Source organism: Ramlibacter algicola (assembly GCF_016641735.1).
Taxonomy (GTDB): Bacteria; Pseudomonadota; Gammaproteobacteria; order Burkholderiales; family Burkholderiaceae_C; genus Ramlibacter; species Ramlibacter algicola.
This window is the reverse complement of sequence record NZ_JAEDAO010000001.1, coordinates 3,708,160-3,724,905: the sequence shown is the minus strand read 5'-3', so window position 1 is coordinate 3,724,905 and position 16,746 is coordinate 3,708,160. Positions and strand designations below refer to the sequence as shown.

At 68.7% G+C, this 16,746-nt stretch carries 9 protein-coding genes; all 9 read left to right on the top strand.

The annotated features are described in order from the left end of the window. The first annotated feature begins 9 nt into the window (after positions 1-9). The 9 genes from I8E28_RS18220 (at position 10) to I8E28_RS18180 (ending at position 16,710) form a co-directional block, all read left to right on the top strand. Positions 10-861, top strand: a complete 852-nt coding sequence (locus I8E28_RS18220; protein WP_200789630.1) for a fumarylacetoacetate hydrolase family protein — start codon at positions 10-12, stop codon at positions 859-861. A gap of 299 nt (positions 862-1,160) precedes the next feature. Then, positions 1,161-1,538 carry a LexA family protein gene (locus I8E28_RS18215; RefSeq protein ID WP_200790447.1) on the top strand — a complete coding sequence of 126 codons (378 nt, stop codon included), beginning with the start codon at positions 1,161-1,163 and terminating at the stop codon, positions 1,536-1,538. Between the two features lie 16 nt (positions 1,539-1,554). Next, a complete protein-coding gene (locus I8E28_RS18210; RefSeq protein ID WP_200789629.1) occupies positions 1,555-2,859 on the top strand; it encodes a Y-family DNA polymerase in 1,305 nt (434 codons plus the stop codon). A 34-nt stretch (positions 2,860-2,893) separates the two neighbouring features. Beyond that, positions 2,894-4,582 (top strand): FAD-dependent oxidoreductase, encoded by a 1,689-nt coding sequence (locus tag I8E28_RS18205; RefSeq protein WP_200789628.1) that lies wholly within the window; start codon positions 2,894-2,896, stop codon positions 4,580-4,582. Positions 4,583-4,765: 183 nt separating this feature from the next. After that, on the top strand, positions 4,766-11,917 hold the full coding sequence (locus I8E28_RS18200; RefSeq protein WP_200789627.1) for a HAMP domain-containing protein: 7,152 nt from the start codon (positions 4,766-4,768) through the stop codon (positions 11,915-11,917). Between the two features lie 10 nt (positions 11,918-11,927). Beyond that, positions 11,928-13,661 (top strand): ATP-binding response regulator, encoded by a 1,734-nt coding sequence (locus I8E28_RS18195; RefSeq protein ID WP_200789626.1) that lies wholly within the window; start codon positions 11,928-11,930, stop codon positions 13,659-13,661. A gap of 118 nt (positions 13,662-13,779) precedes the next feature. Continuing rightward, positions 13,780-14,472, top strand: a complete 693-nt coding sequence (locus tag I8E28_RS18190) for a TetR/AcrR family transcriptional regulator (RefSeq protein WP_200789625.1) — start codon at positions 13,780-13,782, stop codon at positions 14,470-14,472. A 13-nt stretch (positions 14,473-14,485) separates the two neighbouring features. Continuing rightward, complete coding sequence (locus I8E28_RS18185) at positions 14,486-16,282, top strand: acyl-CoA dehydrogenase C-terminal domain-containing protein (RefSeq protein ID WP_200789624.1); 1,797 nt, start codon at positions 14,486-14,488, stop codon at positions 16,280-16,282. Then, positions 16,279-16,710, top strand: a complete 432-nt coding sequence (locus I8E28_RS18180) for a DUF2147 domain-containing protein (protein ID WP_200789623.1) — start codon at positions 16,279-16,281, stop codon at positions 16,708-16,710. The genes I8E28_RS18185 and I8E28_RS18180 overlap by 4 nt, the downstream gene beginning before the upstream one ends. Positions 16,711-16,746 lie beyond the last annotated feature (36 nt).

The window sequence follows — 16,746 nt, the reverse complement described above, 5'->3', positions numbered from 1 at the left end:
AAGGACCCCATGAAACTCGTTCGCTATGGCAACCCGGGCAAGGAGAAGCCGGGCGTGATCGGCGAGGACGGCAAGCTGCGTGACCTGTCGGGCGTGGTGCCCGACATCGGCCCGGCGCAACTCGCGCCGGCCGTGCTCGCGAAGATCCGCAAGGCCGTCGCCAAGGCGCCGGTCGTGCGCGGCACGCCGCGCATGGGCTGCCCGGTCGCCAACGTGGGCAAGTTCGTCGCCATCGGCCTGAACTACACCGACCACGCCGCCGAAGCCGGCATGCCGATCCCGAAGGAGCCGATCGTCTTCATGAAGGCGACCTCGTGCATCCAGGGCCCGGACGACGACGTGATGCTGCCCAAGGGCTCGGTGAAGGGCGACTGGGAAGTGGAGCTGGGCATCGTCATCGGCCAGACCGCACGCTATGTCTCGCGCAAGGACGCGCTGTCGTACGTCGCCGGCTACTGCGTCGTCAACGACGTCAGCGAGCGCGAGTACCAGCTCGAGCGCGGCTCGCAGTGGGACAAGGGCAAGGGCTGCGACACCTTCGGCCCGGTCGGCCCCTGGCTCGTGACGACCGACGAGATCCCGAACCCGCAGCGCTTGGCGATGTGGCTGGACCTGAACGGCGAGCGCATGCAGACCGGCAACACCAAGACCATGATCTTCGGCGCCGCCGAGATCGTGAGCTACTGCAGCAAGTTCATGACGCTGCTGCCCGGCGACATCATCACCACCGGCACGCCCCCGGGCGTCGGCCTCGGCATGAAGCCGCAACGCTTCCTGAAGCGCGGCGACGTCATGACGCTGGGCATCGAGGGCCTGGGCGAGCAGCGGCAGAAGGTGGTCGCGTACAAGGCGGTTCGCTAGCGCGAGCGGTTCGTTACCGCGAGCGGTTCGCTACCGCTCACCTGGTCTTCAACGCAGAGGACGCAGAAGGCAGACAGAAGCCACGGAAGATCCATCAAAGGGTGTTGTCCCTTCGGTCTTCCTTCTGGCTGCTTTCTGCGTCTCTGCGTTGAGGCCTCCCGGAGTGCGCAAGCACGATGGGTGGCAGGCGTCAAGCCGTTGCCCCAAGCGGCTCGCGAGGCTACACTGGATGCGTGAACAGTAGTATCGCTCACGCCGGCGGCTGGCCGTTCGTGCCGGGGCCGCCACTGCCGCTGCCGATGGCGCAGGGGACGGTGCGGGCCGGGTTTCCGTCGCCTGCCGATGACTTTGCCGCCAAGCGGCAGGACCTCAACGACCTCCTCATCACGCACCCCACCGCCACGTTCTTCTGGCGCGTGCGCGGCACGTCGATGCAGGGCGCGGGCATCGCGGACGGCGACATCCTGGTGGTCAACCGCGCGCTCGCGCCGAGGCACGGGGACGTGGTCGTCGCGGAGGTCGACAACGACTTCACGGTCAAGTACCTCTTCCAGCGCAACGGCCGCGTGAAGCTGCAGGCGGCGGACCCGACCTTTCCCGACATCGTCTTCGAGCGGGACGGCCAGCGGCTGGCCATCGTCGGCGTGGTCACCTGCACCATCAAGCGGTTCCGCTGAAGCGCAGCGGGGTGGCATGTACGCGCTGGTCGACGGCAACAACTTCTACGTCAGCTGCGAGCGGGTGTTCCGCCCCAGCCTGCGCGGGCGGCCGGTCGTCGTGCTGTCCAACAACGACGGCTGCGCCATCGCGCGCAGCAACGAGGCGAAGGCGCTGGGCATCGCGATGGCCGAGCCCTGGCACCTGATCCGCGCGCGCCTGCCCGACGCCGGCGTGCTCGCGCTGTCGGCGAACTTCACGCTGTACGGCGACATGAGCGACCGCATGATGGCGATCGCCGCGCGCTACGGGCCGGCGCAGGAGGTCTATTCGATCGACGAGTGCTTCGTCGACGTACGCGGCATCCCGGGCGACCTCGTCGCGGCGGGACATCGCCTGCGCGAGCGCATGGAGCGCTGGATCGGCATCCCGTGCGGCATCGGCATCGGCGGCACCAAGACGCTGGCCAAGCTGGCCAACCACGTGGCGAAGGAAGCGGACCGCCGCCCCGGCGCGCCGTACCCGGCATCGTTCGGGCGCGTGTTCCATCTCGAGGCGTTGCCGCCATCGGACCGCGACGCCGTGCTCGCGGCGACGCCGGTCGGCGAGGTGTGGGGCATCGGCCGGCGCCTGTCGGCGCACCTCGAAGCCGACGGCGTGCGCACCGTGCTCGACCTGGCGCGGATGGACGCGGCGGTGGCGCGCCGGCGCTGGAGCGTCGTCGTCGAGCGCACCGTGCGCGAACTCCAGGGCGTGCCGTGCATCGCGCTGGACGACGTGCCGTCCGCGCGCAAGGAGGTCTCGTGCACGCGCGCGTTCGGCGATCCGGTGTCGACGCTGCCGCCGCTGGTCGAGGCCGTGAGCGAGTACGCCAGCCGCGCGGCCTTCAAGCTGCGCGAGGACGGCAGCCATGCCGCGCAGGTGCTCACGTTCGTGCACACGAACCCGTTCCGCAAGTGGGAGCGCCAGTACTCGCGCTCGGCAACTGTGCCCCTGCGGCGGCCGACGGCGGACACGGCGCCGATCGTGCAGGCGGCGCTGCGGGGCTTGCGGCAGGTCTTCCGCGAGGGATTCAAGTTCCACAAGGCGGGCGTCATCCTGCTGGACCTGCAACCGGCGACGCGCGTGCAGGGCGAGCTCGCGCTCGACGAGGAGCCGGCGCCGAAGCAGGGCCGGCTCGCGGCCGCGATGGACCGCATCAACGACCGCTACGGCCGCGGCACCTTGCACACCGCCAGCGCGGGCACGGGCGGCGATGCGCGGGCGTGGACCATGAAGCAGGAGTGGCTCACGCCGCAGTACACGACCAACTGGGCACACCTGCCGACGGCGCGCGCTTGAGCGGCGTATCCTGCGCGCACCAGCCGGAGCCGCCATGCCCAGCGCGCCGAACGACGCCCCCCCTTCGCCGGTCGAGACCAGCCGGCATGAGCAGGCGTTCCCGCTGCTCGCCACGGCCGAGATCGCGCGCATCCAGCGTTTCGGCCTGCCGATGGGATTCCGCAAGGGCGACCGCCTGTACGTCGCCGGCGAACCGAGCCCGGGCATGTTCGTCATCCTCAAGGGCCGAGTCGCGGCCGTCCAACGCGACGGTGTCGGCGTGCACGGCGCCATCACGCAGCACGGACCGGGGCAATTCACCGGCGAGGTCGGCCAGCTGTCGGGCGGGCCGGCGCTCGTCGACGGCGTCGCCGAGGAGGACGTCGAGGCGCTGCTGGTCCCGCCCGAGCAGTTGCGCGCGCTGCTGGTCGCGGAAGCGGACCTGGGCGAGCGCATCGTCCGCGCGCTGATCCTGCGGCGCGTGGCGCTGCTGCAGCGCGGCGCCAGCGGCGTGGTCCTGATCGGCAACCCGCGCGCACCGGCGGTGCTGCGGCTCGAGTCCTTCCTGAATCGCAACGGCTTCCCGCACCACGTGCTGGACATCGGGCAGGACCGCCATGCGGCCGAACTGCACCTGCAGGCCGGCGCCGCGCCCGACGAGGTGCTGGCGGTCTGCGCCGACGGCACCGTGCTGCGCGATCCGGCCGAAGCGGAACTGGCGCGCTGCATCGGCATGGTGGATGCCGCGCCGCACGACGAGCTGTTCGACGTCGTCATCGTCGGTGCCGGGCCGGCGGGCCTGGCGACCGCGGTGTATGCCGCGTCCGAAGGGCTGAAGGTGATCGTGGTCGATTCGCGGGCCTTCGGCGGCCAGGCCGGCGCCAGCGCGCGCATCGAGAACTACCTGGGCTTTCCCACCGGCATCTCCGGCCAGGCGTTGACCGCGCGGGCCTATGTGCAGGCGCAGAAGTTCGGCGCGCACTTCCTGATCCCGGCGCATGCCGAGGCGCTGGACTGCGCGTCGCAAGCGGAGACGGGCGAGCTCGCCGTGCGGCTCGGGGATGGCCGTCGCTTGCGGGCGCGCGCGGTGGTCGTCGCATCGGGGGCGCGCTACAAGCGGCCGGGCGTGCCGCGGCTGGAGGAATTCGAAGGCCGCGGCGTCTGGTACTGGGCCTCGGCGCTGGAGGCGCAGACCTGCGCGGGCGCCGAGATCGCGCTGGTCGGCGGCGGCAACTCCGCCGGCCAGGCCGCCGTCATGCTCTCGGGCCACGCCAGCCGGGTGCACATGCTCGTGCGCGGCCCGGGCCTGGCGGCGAGCATGTCGCGCTACCTGATCGACCGCATCGCCTCGCAGCCGAACGTCTCGGTGCTGACCAACACCCAGCTCACCGCGTTGCATGGCGACGCGCTGCAGGGACTGACCGGCGTGCGCTGGCGGCGGGACGGCCGCGAGGAAGAGATGGCCTTGCGCAGCCTGTTCCTGTTCATCGGGGCCGAGCCGGCGACCGAATGGCTGCGCGGCTGCGTCGACCTGGACGCGCTGGGCTTCGTGCGGACCGGCGACGCGGCGGGTCCGTCGCCAGGCCGCACGCGCGGGTCGCTGGAAGCCAGCGTGCCCGGCGTGTTCGCCGTCGGCGATGCGCGCAGCGGGTCCGTCAAGCGTGTCGGCGGGGCGATCGGCGAAGGCGCCGCCGCGGTCGCCATGCTGCACCAGTTTCTGGCGAACGACCCCACTCGCACCTGACCCGTGGCGCGGATGCTGCGGCGGGGCGGCCATTAGCACCGTTTGCGCGTCCCTGTGCCGCCTGCAACGCATGTGTCGGCGCCGTCCTACGCACAAGATGGGTGCGCCTCGACACACTGGCGCGCCTGCTGAGCCAACGTAACGGCTGGTTCTCGGGCCCACAAGAACGACGCCAGGACGCCCATGGACCCCCTCGTGACGCCGCGCAGCCGCGGCAAGACTCGCACTGCCTCCTCAAGCGGCGTTCCGCCGGCCGAGGTCCCCGCCATCCGGACGCGACAGAAGCAGGCGGACCTGCAGTCCCGGCAGGTCCTGGCCGCACTCCATGCGTTCAGCCGCGGGGACTTCTCCACCCGGCTGCCCGCGACCTGGGAAGGCGTCGAAGGCCAGATCGCGGAAGCGTTCAACCAGTGCATCGCGCAGGCGGAGCAGGTGACCAGCGAAGCGGCGCGCCTGTCCCGCACGGTGGGCAAGGAAGGGCGCCTGTCGCAGCGCATCGGCATTCCTGCGGCGCAGGGCGGCTGGGCGGCGCAGGTGACCTCGTTCAACACGCTGATCGACGACCTCGTGCGGCCGACCACCGACATCGCGCGCACCATCGGCGCGGTCGCCAAGGGGGATCTGGGCCAGTCGATGGACCTGCAGGTCGATGGCCGTCCGCTGAAGGGCGAATTCCTGCGCTCGGCCAAGCTCGTGAACACCATGATCGAGCAGCTGTCGGTGTTCACTTCCGAGGTGACGCGGGTGGCGCGCGAAGTGGGAACGGAGGGCAAGCTCGGGGGCCAGGCCCAGGTCAAGGGCGTGTCGGGGGTGTGGAAGGACCTGACCGACTCGGTGAACCAGATGGCCGGCAACCTGACGGCCCAGGTGCGCAACATCGCCGAAGTGACGATCGCGGTGGCCAACGGCGACCTGTCCAAGAAGATCACGGTGGACGTGCGCGGAGAAATTCTCCAGCTGAAGGAAGCCACCAACACCATGGTGGACCAGCTGCGTTCGTTCGCGTCCGAAGTGACGCGCGTCGCGCGCGAGGTCGGCACCGACGGTCGCCTGGGCGGCCAGGCCGTGGTGCCGGGCGTGGCGGGCACGTGGAAGGACCTGACGGACTCGGTCAACTCCATGGCCAACAACCTCACCTCGCAGGTGCGCAACATCGCGACGGTGACGACGGCCGTGGCACGCGGCGACCTGTCGCGCAAGATCACGGTGGAAGTGAAGGGCGAGATCCTGGAGCTCAAGGAAACCATCAACACGATGGTCGACCAGCTCAACGCCTTCGCCTCGGAAGTGACGCGCGTCGCGCGCGAGGTCGGCACGGAAGGCAAGCTGGGTGGCCAGGCCCAGGTGTCGGGCATCGCCGGGACGTGGAAGGACCTGACCGACTCCGTCAACTCGATGGCGTCCAACCTCACGGGCCAGGTGCGCAACATCGCCGACGTGGCGACCGCCATCGCCAGAGGCGACCTCTCGCGCAAGATCACGGTGGAAGTGAAGGGCGAGATCCTGCAGCTGAAGCAGACCATCAACACCATGGTCGACCAGCTGAACGGCTTTGCCGGCGAGGTGTCGCGCGTGGCCCGCGAAGTGGGCACCGAAGGCAAGCTGGGTGGCCAGGCCGTCGTGGAAGGCGTGGCGGGCACCTGGAAGGACCTGACGGACAACGTGAACTTCATGGCGAACAACCTCACCGGCCAGGTGCGGAACATCGCCGAAGTGACGACCGCCGTGGCCAACGGCGACCTGTCCAAGAAGATCACGGTGGACGTGCGCGGCGAGGTGCTGGAGCTGAAGAACACCATCAACACGATGGTCGACCAGCTGAACGGCTTCGCCTCGGAAGTGACGCGCGTGGCGCGTGAGGTCGGCACCGAAGGCAAGCTCGGTGGCCAGGCGCAGGTGCCCGGCGTGGCCGGCACCTGGAAGGACCTGACCGACTCGGTGAACTTCATGGCCGGCAACCTGACGGCCCAGGTGCGCAACATCGCCGAGGTGACCACCGCCGTGGCGCGTGGCGACCTGTCCAAGAAGATCACCGTGGACGTCCGCGGCGAAATTCTCGAGCTGAAGAACACCATCAACACGATGGTCGACCAGCTGAACGGCTTCGCGGGCGAGGTGTCCCGCGTCGCGCGCGAGGTGGGGTCGGAAGGCAAGCTGGGTGGCCAGGCGCAGGTGCCGGGCGTCGCCGGGACCTGGAAGGACCTGACCGACAACGTCAACTCGATGGCGTCCAACCTCACGGCGCAGGTGCGCAACATCGCGGACGTCGCGACCGCGGTGGCCAGCGGCGACCTGTCCAAGAAGATCACGGTGGACGTGAAGGGCGAGATCCTGGAGCTGAAGAACACCCTCAACACGATGGTGGACCAGCTCAACTCCTTCGCTTCGGAAGTGACGCGCGTGGCGCGCGAGGTGGGCACCGACGGCAAGCTGGGCGGCCAGGCCGTCGTGCGCGGTGTCGCCGGCACGTGGAAGGACCTCACGGACAACGTGAACTCCATGGCCAACAACCTCACGGGCCAGGTCCGCAACATCGCGGAAGTGACGACCGCCGTGGCGCGCGGCGACCTGTCGCGCAAGATCACGGTGGAAGTGAAGGGCGAGATCCTGGAGCTGAAGAACACCATCAACACGATGGTCGACCAGCTGAACGGCTTCGCCTCGGAAGTGACGCGCGTGGCGCGCGAGGTGGGCACCGAGGGCAAGCTCGGTGGCCAGGCCCAGGTGCCCGGCGTGGCCGGCACGTGGAAGGACCTGACGGACAACGTGAACTTCATGGCGTCCAACCTCACGGGCCAGGTGCGGAACATCGCCGACGTGGCGACGGCCATCGCGCGCGGCGACCTGTCGCGCAAGATCACGGTGGAAGTGAAGGGCGAGATCCTCCAGCTGAAGGAAACCATGAACACCATGGTGGACCAGCTGAACGGCTTCGCCTCCGAAGTGACGCGGGTGGCGCGCGAGGTCGGTACCGAAGGGCGCCTGGGCGGCCAGGCGCAGGTGCCCGGCGTGGCCGGCACCTGGAAGGACCTGACCGACAACGTCAACTCGATGGCGTCCAACCTGACCAACCAGGTGCGCAACATCGCGGACGTGACCATCGCCGTGGCCAACGGCGACCTGTCCAAGAAGATCACCGTGGACGTCCGCGGCGAGATCCTGGAACTGAAGGAAACCATCAACACGATGGTCGACCAGCTGCGTTCGTTCGCCGCCGAGGTGTCGCGAGTCGCGCGCGAGGTGGGCACCGAGGGCAAGCTGGGGGGCCAGGCTGTGGTGCCCGGTGTCGCCGGCACGTGGAAGGACCTCACGGACAACGTGAACTCCATGGCCAACAACCTGACGGCCCAGGTGCGCAACATCGCCGACGTGGCGACCGCCATCGCCCGCGGAGACCTGTCGCGCAAGATCACGGTGGACGTGAAGGGCGAGATCCTGCAGCTGAAAGAGACCATCAACACGATGGTCGACCAGCTGTCGGCATTCGCCTCGGAAGTGACGCGCGTGGCGCGCGAGGTGGGCTCCGAAGGCAAGCTGGGTGGCCAGGCCCAGGTGTCCGGCGTGGCCGGCACCTGGAAGGACCTGACGGACAACGTCAACTCGATGGCGTCCAACCTGACGAACCAGGTGCGCAACATCGCCGAGGTGACGGTGGCGGTGGCCAACGGCGACCTGTCCAAGAAGATCACCGTGGACGTCCGCGGCGAAATTCTCCAGCTGAAGGAAACCATCAACACGATGGTCGAGCAGCTGCGCTCGTTCGCGTCGGAAGTCACGCGCGTGGCGCGCGAGGTGGGCACCGAAGGCCGGCTGGGCGTGCAGGCCGTGGTGCCCGGCGTGGCCGGCACCTGGAAGGACCTGACCGACTCGGTCAACACGATGGGCGCCAACCTCACTTCGCAGGTGCGCAACATCGCGGAAGTGACGACGGCCGTGGCGCGTGGCGACCTGAACCGCAAGATCACGGTGGACGTGAAGGGCGAGATCCTCGACCTGAAGAACACGATCAACACGATGGTCGACCAGCTGAACGGCTTCGCGTCCGAAGTGACGCGCGTCGCGCGCGAGGTCGGCACGGAAGGCAAGCTGGGTGGCCAGGCGCAGGTGCCCGGCGTGGCCGGCACGTGGAAGGACCTCACGGACAACGTGAACTTCATGGCCTCGAACCTCACCGAGCAGGTGCGCGGCATCGTGAAGGTCGTGACCGCGGTGGCCGACGGCAACCTCACGCAGCGGCTGGCGGTGCAGGCCAAGGGCGAGGTGGCGGCCCTGGCCGAGACCATCAACAACATGACCGACACGCTGGCCACGTTCGCCGACCAGGTGACCAACGTGGCGCGCGAGGTGGGCGTGGAAGGCCGGCTGGGTGGCCAGGCCCACGTGCCCGGCGCGGCCGGCACGTGGAAGGACCTGACCGGCAACGTGAACCTGCTGGCGGCGAACCTGACGACGCAGGTGCGAGCGATCGCGGAAGTGGCGACGGCGGTGACGAAGGGCGACCTGACGCGGTCGATCCAGGTGGAAGCGCGTGGCGAGGTGTCCGAGCTGAAGGACAACATCAACACGATGATCTCGAACCTGCGCGAGACCACCGAGCGCAACCGCGAGCAGGACTGGCTGAAGACCAACCTGGCGCGCTTCACGTCGATGATGCAGGGCCAGCGCGACCTGTCCACCGTGGGCAAGATGCTGCTGTCGGAGCTGGCGCCGCTGGTGAACGCGCACCAGGGCTCGATCTACCACGGCCGCCCGAACGAGGACGGCGACAACGAACTGGTGCTGCTGTCCGCGTTCGCGCAGTCCGGCGCCATCCGCCTGCCGGAGAAGCTGGCGCTCGGCGAAGGCCTGGTCGGCCAGTGCGCCATCGAGAACCGCCGCCTGCTGCTGACCGACGTCCCCGCGAACTACGTCACCGTGAGTTCCAGCCTGGGCCAGGCGCGCACGGTGAGCGTGGTGGTGCTGCCGGTGCTGTTCGAGAACCAGACCAAGGCCGTCATCGAGCTCGCGTCGCTGCATCCGTTCAGCGCGGTGAACCTGAACTTCCTCGACCAGCTGTCGCTGGGCATCGGCGCCGTGTTCAACACCATCGAGGCGACGATGCGGACCGAAGGCCTGCTGACGCAGTCGCAGCAGCTGACGGTAGAACTGCAGGCGCGCCAGATCGAGCTGCAGCAGACCAACGAGGAGCTGGGCACCAAGGCCCGCCTGCTGGCGCAGCAGAACGAGGAGGTGGAGCGCAAGAACGCGGAAGTGGAACAGGCCCGGCGCGCGCTGGAGGAAAAGGCGTCCGAACTGGCGCTGACGTCCAAGTACAAGTCCGAGTTCCTGGCCAACATGTCGCACGAGCTGCGCACGCCGCTGAATTCGATCCTGATCCTGTCCCAGCAGCTGGCCGAGAACGCCGCCGGCAACCTGAACCCCAAGCAGATCGAGTTCTCGCGCAACATCAACTCGTCCGGGTCGGACCTGCTGAACCTGATCAACGACATCCTGGACCTGTCCAAGATCGAGTCGGGGACGGTGACGGTCGACGTCGAGGAAATCTCGTTCAACTGGCTGCGCGAGTCGATCGACCGCAACTTCCGCCACGTGGCCGAGGCCAAGAACCTGCCGCTGCGCGTGTACTTCGCGGACGACCTGCCGCGCACGATGGACAGCGACCCCAAGCGCCTGCAGCAGATCCTGAAGAACCTGCTGTCCAACGCGGTGAAGTTCACCTCGAGCGGCCACGTGGAGGTCCGCGTCGGGCTGGTCACCGCCGGCTGGTCGCCCGACCACCCGATCCTGCGCCACGCCAACCACGTCCTCGCGTTCGCGGTCGAGGACACCGGCATCGGCGTGCCCGCGGACAAGCAGCGCCTGATCTTCGAGGCGTTCCAGCAGGCCGACGCCGGCACCTCGCGCAAGTACGGCGGTACCGGCCTGGGGCTGGCGATCTCGCGCGAGCTGGCCATCCTGCTGGGCGGGGAAATCCGCCTGAGCAGCGTGCACGGCAAGGGCAGCACGTTCACGCTGTACCTGCCGCTTCACTACGGCGGCCCGGACTCGGCCACCGTCCTGCGCAACGTGCCCGCGCCGTCGCCGACCAGCATCCCGATGCTCGCGCTGCCGGTGGCACGCGAGGAGCAGGTGGCCGACGACCGCGAGAACCTCGAGCCGGGCGACACCTGCCTGCTGATCGTCGAAGACGATCCGCACTACGCGCGCGTGCTGCTCGGGCTGGCGCGGGACAAGGGCTTCAAGGGCCTGGTGGCCAACAAGGGCTCGGTCGCGCTGGCGCTGGCGCGCCAGTTCCGGCCGTCCGCCATCTCGCTGGACATCTTCCTGCCCGACATGCTCGGCTGGACGGTGCTGAACCAGCTCAAGCTCGACCCCGCGCTGCGGCACATCCCGGTGCAGATCACCTCGGTCGAGCGCGAGCGGCAGCATGGCCTGGCGCACGGCGCCTTCGCCTATGTCCTGAAGGAGCCGACGACCGAGAACCTGGAAGCGTCGATGGAGCGCCTGAAGGCGTTCACGATGCCGCGCACCAAGCGGCTGCTGGTGGTCGAGGACAACGAGATCGAGCGCAATGCCGTCATCGAACTGCTTGGACATGGCGACATCGAGATCGCGACCGCGGGCCGGGGCGACGAGGCGCTCGCGCTGCTGGGCGCGGAGCACTTCGACTGCGTGGTGCTCGACCTGCGCCTGCCGGACATGACCGGCTTCGAGTTGCTCGAGCACCTGCACGCGGATCCCCGGTTGGCCGAGGTGCCGGTCGTCGTCTTCACGGGCAAGGACCTGAACCAGAAGGAAGAGGACCGCCTCAACCTCCTGGCCAAGAGCATCGTGCTCAAGGACGTGCGGTCACCCGAGCGGCTGCTGGATGAAACGGCGTTGTTCCTGCACCGCGTGGTCACCGAGTTGCCGCCGGAAAAGCAGGCCATGCTGGACCGCCTGCACAACTCGTCCGAAGTGCTGCGCGGGCGCAAGGTGCTGGTGGTCGACGACGATGCCCGGAACATCTTCGCGCTGACCTCGGTGCTGGAGAACCACGACGTGGACGTGCTGAGCGCCACCAACGGCCGCCAGGCCATCGAGATCATCAAGAGCACCCCCGACCTCGACATGGTGCTGATGGACATCATGATGCCGGAGATGGACGGCTACGAGACAATGCGCGAGATCCGCAGGGAGCCGGAGTACCGGACGCTGCCCATCCTGGCGCTCACGGCCAAGGCGATGCGCGGCGATCGCGAGAAGTGCCTCGAGGCGGGCGCCAGCGATTACATTGCCAAGCCGGTGAACACCAACCAGTTGCTGTCGCTGATGCGCGTGTGGCTGTACCGCTGAGGAATTGGCGATGGAGAACAAATCCCGGGAACTGCGCGGCGTCGACCCGACCGACGTGCCGGTCAACATCCTGATCGTCGACGACGAGCCGAAGAACCTGATGGTGCTCGAGTCGATCCTCGACGATCCGGGGTACCGCCTCGTGCGGGCGACCTCCGGCGAGGACGCGCTGCTCGCGCTCATGGGCGACGAGTTCGCGCTGCTGATCTTCGACGTCCGGATGCCGACCATGTCCGGCTTCGAGCTGGCGCAGCTGGTCAAGGAGCGCCGCAAGACCGCGCGCGTCCCGATCATCTTCCTGACCGCCTACTACAACGAGGATGAGCACATCCTCGAGGGGTACGGCAGCGGTGCGGTCGACTACCTGCGCAAGCCGGTCAACCCCGCGGTGCTGCGCTCCAAGGTCTCCATGTTCGCGGAACTGCACAGGCAGGGCCGCGCCCTCGAGCAGGCCAACCGGCTGCTGCTCGGCGAGGTCGCCGAGCGCCGCAACGCCGAGGCCCGGCTGAGCGAGCTGAACGCGACGCTCGATCGGCGCGTGCGGGACCGCACGATGGAACTGCAGGCCAGCGAGCAGCAGCTGATGGAGGCGGCGCGGCGCAAGGACGAGTTCATGGCGACGCTGGCGCACGAGCTGCGCAACCCGCTGGCACCGGTGCGCAACGCGGTCGAGGTGCTCAAGCGCGGGCCGCTCGAGCCGGAGAAGCTCGAGTGGGCGACGCGCATCATCGACCGGCAGGTGGGGTCGCTGTCGCACCTGATCGACGACCTGATGGACCTGAGCCGCATCAACACGGGCCGCATCGAACTCAAGCGCACCACCGTGACGCTGGGCGACGTGCTGGCCGAGGCGATCGAGACCGTGCGTCCGCACGTCGACGCGGCCGGGCACGACATGGCGGTGCTGCTGCCCGACGTCAAGCTCGCGGTGGACGGCGACCCGACGCGGCTGGTGCAGGCCTTCGTGAACCTGCTGCACAACGCGGTCAAGTACACGGACCCCGGCGGCCGCATCGAGGTGGGCGTCGTGGTGGAGAAAGGGGCCGCGACCATCACCATCCGCGACACGGGCATCGGGATTCCGCCCGACCAGCTGGAGGCGGTGTTCGAGATGTTCACGCAGGTGGAACAGGCGCAGTCGCGCTCGCGCGGCGGTCTCGGCATCGGTCTCGCCCTCACGCAACGGCTGATCGCGCTGCACGACGGCCACATCAAGGCCTACAGCGAAGGCCTGGGCCGGGGCAGCCGCTTCCTTGTGACGCTGCCACTGGTGCAGCAGGTCGATCACGCGCCCCAGGCCGCGGACGCTGCCGCTCCCGCCGCCGACGGGCCGCAGCCGGGCCTCGACATCGTCGTCGCCGACGACAACGCCGATGCGGCCGAGACGCTGGCGCAGCTGCTGGAAGCGATGGGGCATCGCGTGCGCACGGCGGCCGACGGTGCTGCCGCCGTCCGGCTGGTGCTGCAGCGTCGGCCGCAATTGGCGATCCTCGACATCGGCATGCCCGAGATGGACGGGCTGGAAGCGTGCAAGCAGATCGTGGCCGCCGCAGGTGCGGCGCGCCCGATGCTGGTCGCGCTGACGGGCTGGGGCCAGTCGCAGGACATCGCGCGGTCCGGAAAGGCCGGGTTCGACCGGCACCTGGTCAAGCCGGTCGATGCACAACAGCTCGAGCAATTGCTGGCCGATTGCGCCGAGCGCGTGCCTGGGCCGTCCGCGAACGGCGCGAGATCGCAGGGCTGACCGTGGACGGGCCGCATTAGGGCGGCCCGCCTAATCCTTGCCGTCCGGCGGGGTCTCGTCGAATGGCCGCCCGACTTCCTGCAAAATAGAACGACCGTTCGTTTTGCTGGGAACGCCCATGGCCGTCACCGACTTCCCCCTGAAGACCGCCCGCGCCGCGCGCGAGGGCCGCGCCATGCAGAAGGGCCAGCAGACCAAGGCCGCGATCGTCGACGCGGCGCTCGGCCTCGCGACGCAGATCGGCCTGGAGGGCCTGTCGATCGGCGCGCTCGCCGAAGTCACGCAAATGAGCAAGTCGGGCGTCTTCGCGCACTTCGGCTCGCGCGAGGAACTGCAGATTTCCGTGGTGCGCGAGTACCACACGCGCTTCGAGGACGAGGTGTTCTACCCCGCGATGAAGCAGGCCCGCGGCCTGCCGCGGCTGCGCGCGCTGTTCGCCAACTGGATGAAGCGTACCTCGGTCGAACTGGACTCGGGCTGCCTCTACATCAGCGGCGCCGTGGAATTCGACGACCGCCCGGGCCCCGTGCGCGACGCGCTGGCCAGCTCGGTGCAGACCTGGCACGCGGCGATGAAGCGCGCCATCCGCGCCTCGATCGACGAAGGCCACTTCGCCTCCAACACCGACGAGGAGCAGATGCTGTTCGAGGTGCACGGCCTGATCCTGGCCCTGCACTACGAGGCCCGCTTCCTCAAGAGCCCCGGCGCGATCGCGCGCGCGAACGCCGGTTTCGAGAACATCCTGCGCCGCTACGGCGCCAACGAGTCCCCGGCCGCGAAACCCGCGCGGCCGGCCAAGAGCAAAGCCTGAGAAGGAACCACCGATGCCCAGCTACACCCCGCCCCTGCGCGACATGCAGTTCGTCATGCACGAAGTGCTGAAGGTCGCCGACGAGTACAAGGCCATGCCGCGGCACGCCGAGACCGACCTGGACACGATCAACGCGGTCCTGGAGGAGGGCGGCAAGTTCGCGAGCGAGGTGACCTTCCCGCTGAACATCGTCGGCGACACCGAAGGCTGCACGCTCGACAAGGCGACGCACGAAGTGAAGACGCCCACCGGCTTCAAGGAGGCGTACGCCAAGTACGTCGAAGGCGGCTGGCCGGCGCTGTCGTGCGACCCCGAGTACGGCGGCCAGGGCCTGCCGATCGTGGTGAACCAGGCGTTCTACGAGATGCTGAACTCGGCCAACCAGGCGTGGACCATGTATCCCGGCCTGTCGCATGGCGCCTATGAAGCGCTGCACGCGCACGGCACCGACGAGCAGAAGAAGACCTACCTGCCCAAGCTGGTGACCGGCGAGTGGACCGGCACCATGTGCCTGACCGAGCCGCACTGCGGCACCGACCTGGGCCTGCTGCGCACCAAGGCCGAACCGCAAGCCGACGGCACCTATCGCATCACCGGCAACAAGATCTTCATCTCGGCCGGCGAGCACGACATGGCGCCGAACATCATCCACCTGGTGCTGGCGCGCCTGCCGGACGCGCCCAGGGGCAGCAAGGGCATCAGCCTGTTCGTCGTGCCCAAGTACAACGTGAACGCCGACGGCTCGCTGGGCGATCGCAACGGCATCTACTGCGGCGGCCTGGAGCACAAGATGGGCATCCACGGCAACGCCACCGCGCAGCTGGTGCTGGAGAACGCGGTCGGCACGCTGGTGGGCGAGCCGAACAAGGGCCTGCAGGCCATGTTCGTGATGATGAACGCCGCCCGCATCGGCGTCGGCATGCAGTCGCTGGGCCTCACCGAGGTCGCGTACCAGAACGCGCTGGCCTATGCGAAGGACCGCCTGCAGATGCGCAGCCTGTCCGGCGTGAAGGCCAAGGACAAGCCGGCCGACCCGATCATCGTGCACCCCGACGTGCGCAAGATGCTGCTGACCGCCAAGGCCTATGCCGAGGGCGGCCGCGCGCTGACCATGTACTGCTCGCTGCTGATCGACCGCGAGCTGCACCACCCCGATGCCAAGGTGCGCAAGGAGGCCGAGGAACTGGTCGCCCTGCTGACGCCGATCGTCAAGGCCTTCCTCACCGACAACGGCCACATCGCCACCAACGCCTGCCTGCAGGTGTTCGGCGGCCACGGCTACATCAAGGAATGGGGGATGGAGCAGTTCGCGCGCGACAACCGGATCAACATGATCTACGAGGGCACGAACACCGTGCAGTCGCTGGACCTGCTGGGCCGCAAGGTGCTGGGCAACCAGGGCGCGACGCTGAAGAAGTTCGGCAAGCTGGTCGCGCAGCTGGTGGAAGAAGAGGGCGTGAACGAGAAGATGGCCGAGTTCATCAACCCGGTGGCGATGCTGGGCGACCAGATGACGAAGTTCACGACCGAGCTCGGCTTCAAGGCGTTCCAGAACCCGGACGAAGTCGGCGCCGCCGCGGTGGATTACCTGCGCGTGCTGGGCCACCTGGTGTTCGGCTACCTCTGGGCGCGCATGGCGCAGGTCGCGCTGCGCGAGATCGAGGCCGGCAATACGGACCCGTTCTACCTGGCCAAGCTGCAGACGGCGCGCTTCTACTTCGCCAAGCTGTTCCCCGAGACCTTCACGCTGATGCGCACGGCGCGCGCCGGCGCCAAGGTGCTGCTGGACACCAACGAGGCGCTGGCGTGAGGGCGGCCGCCTTCATCGCCGGCGTGCTGCTGTCCGGCAGCGCGCTGGCGCAGGTGTCGCCCGTGGGCCTGTGGCGCAGCGTCGACGACAAGAGCGGCGAGGCCACGGCCGAGATCCGCATCGTCGACACCGGCGGCGTGCTGAACGGACGGATCGAGAAGCGTCTCGGCAAGGATGCCAAGCCCGACGACAAGTGCGACGAGTGCAGCGACGACCGCAAGGACAAGCCGATCCTGGGCCTGGAGATCATCCGCGGCGCGCGCAAGTCGCCGGACGGCAACGTCTGGGAGGGCGGCCGGATCCTCGATCCCGGGAACGGACGGGACTACAAGCTGCGCCTGACGCCGGTCGACGGCGGCAAGCGGCTCGACGTGCGCGGCTCGTTCGGCCCGTTCGGGCGGACCCAGACCTGGGTGCGGGTGCAGTGAGCGGAAGACAGGAAGCCATGAACAACGACCAGAACG

Excerpts from the sequence above, each read along its gene's own strand:
- I8E28_RS18185 (WP_200789624.1), top strand. The coding sequence starts at position 14,486 with ATGCCCAGCTACACCCCGCCCCTGCGCGACATGCAGTTCGTCATGCAC.
- I8E28_RS18200 (WP_200789627.1), top strand. The coding sequence starts at position 4,766 with ATGGACCCCCTCGTGACGCCGCGCAGCCGCGGCAAGACTCGCACTGCC.
- I8E28_RS18220 (WP_200789630.1), top strand. The coding sequence starts at position 10 with ATGAAACTCGTTCGCTATGGCAACCCGGGCAAGGAGAAGCCGGGCGTG.
- I8E28_RS18210 (WP_200789629.1), top strand. The coding sequence starts at position 1,555 with ATGTACGCGCTGGTCGACGGCAACAACTTCTACGTCAGCTGCGAGCGG.
- I8E28_RS18195 (WP_200789626.1), top strand. The coding sequence starts at position 11,928 with ATGGAGAACAAATCCCGGGAACTGCGCGGCGTCGACCCGACCGACGTG.
- I8E28_RS18190 (WP_200789625.1), top strand. The coding sequence starts at position 13,780 with ATGGCCGTCACCGACTTCCCCCTGAAGACCGCCCGCGCCGCGCGCGAG.
- I8E28_RS18215 (WP_200790447.1), top strand. The coding sequence starts at position 1,161 with ATGGCGCAGGGGACGGTGCGGGCCGGGTTTCCGTCGCCTGCCGATGAC.
- I8E28_RS18205 (WP_200789628.1), top strand. The coding sequence starts at position 2,894 with ATGCCCAGCGCGCCGAACGACGCCCCCCCTTCGCCGGTCGAGACCAGC.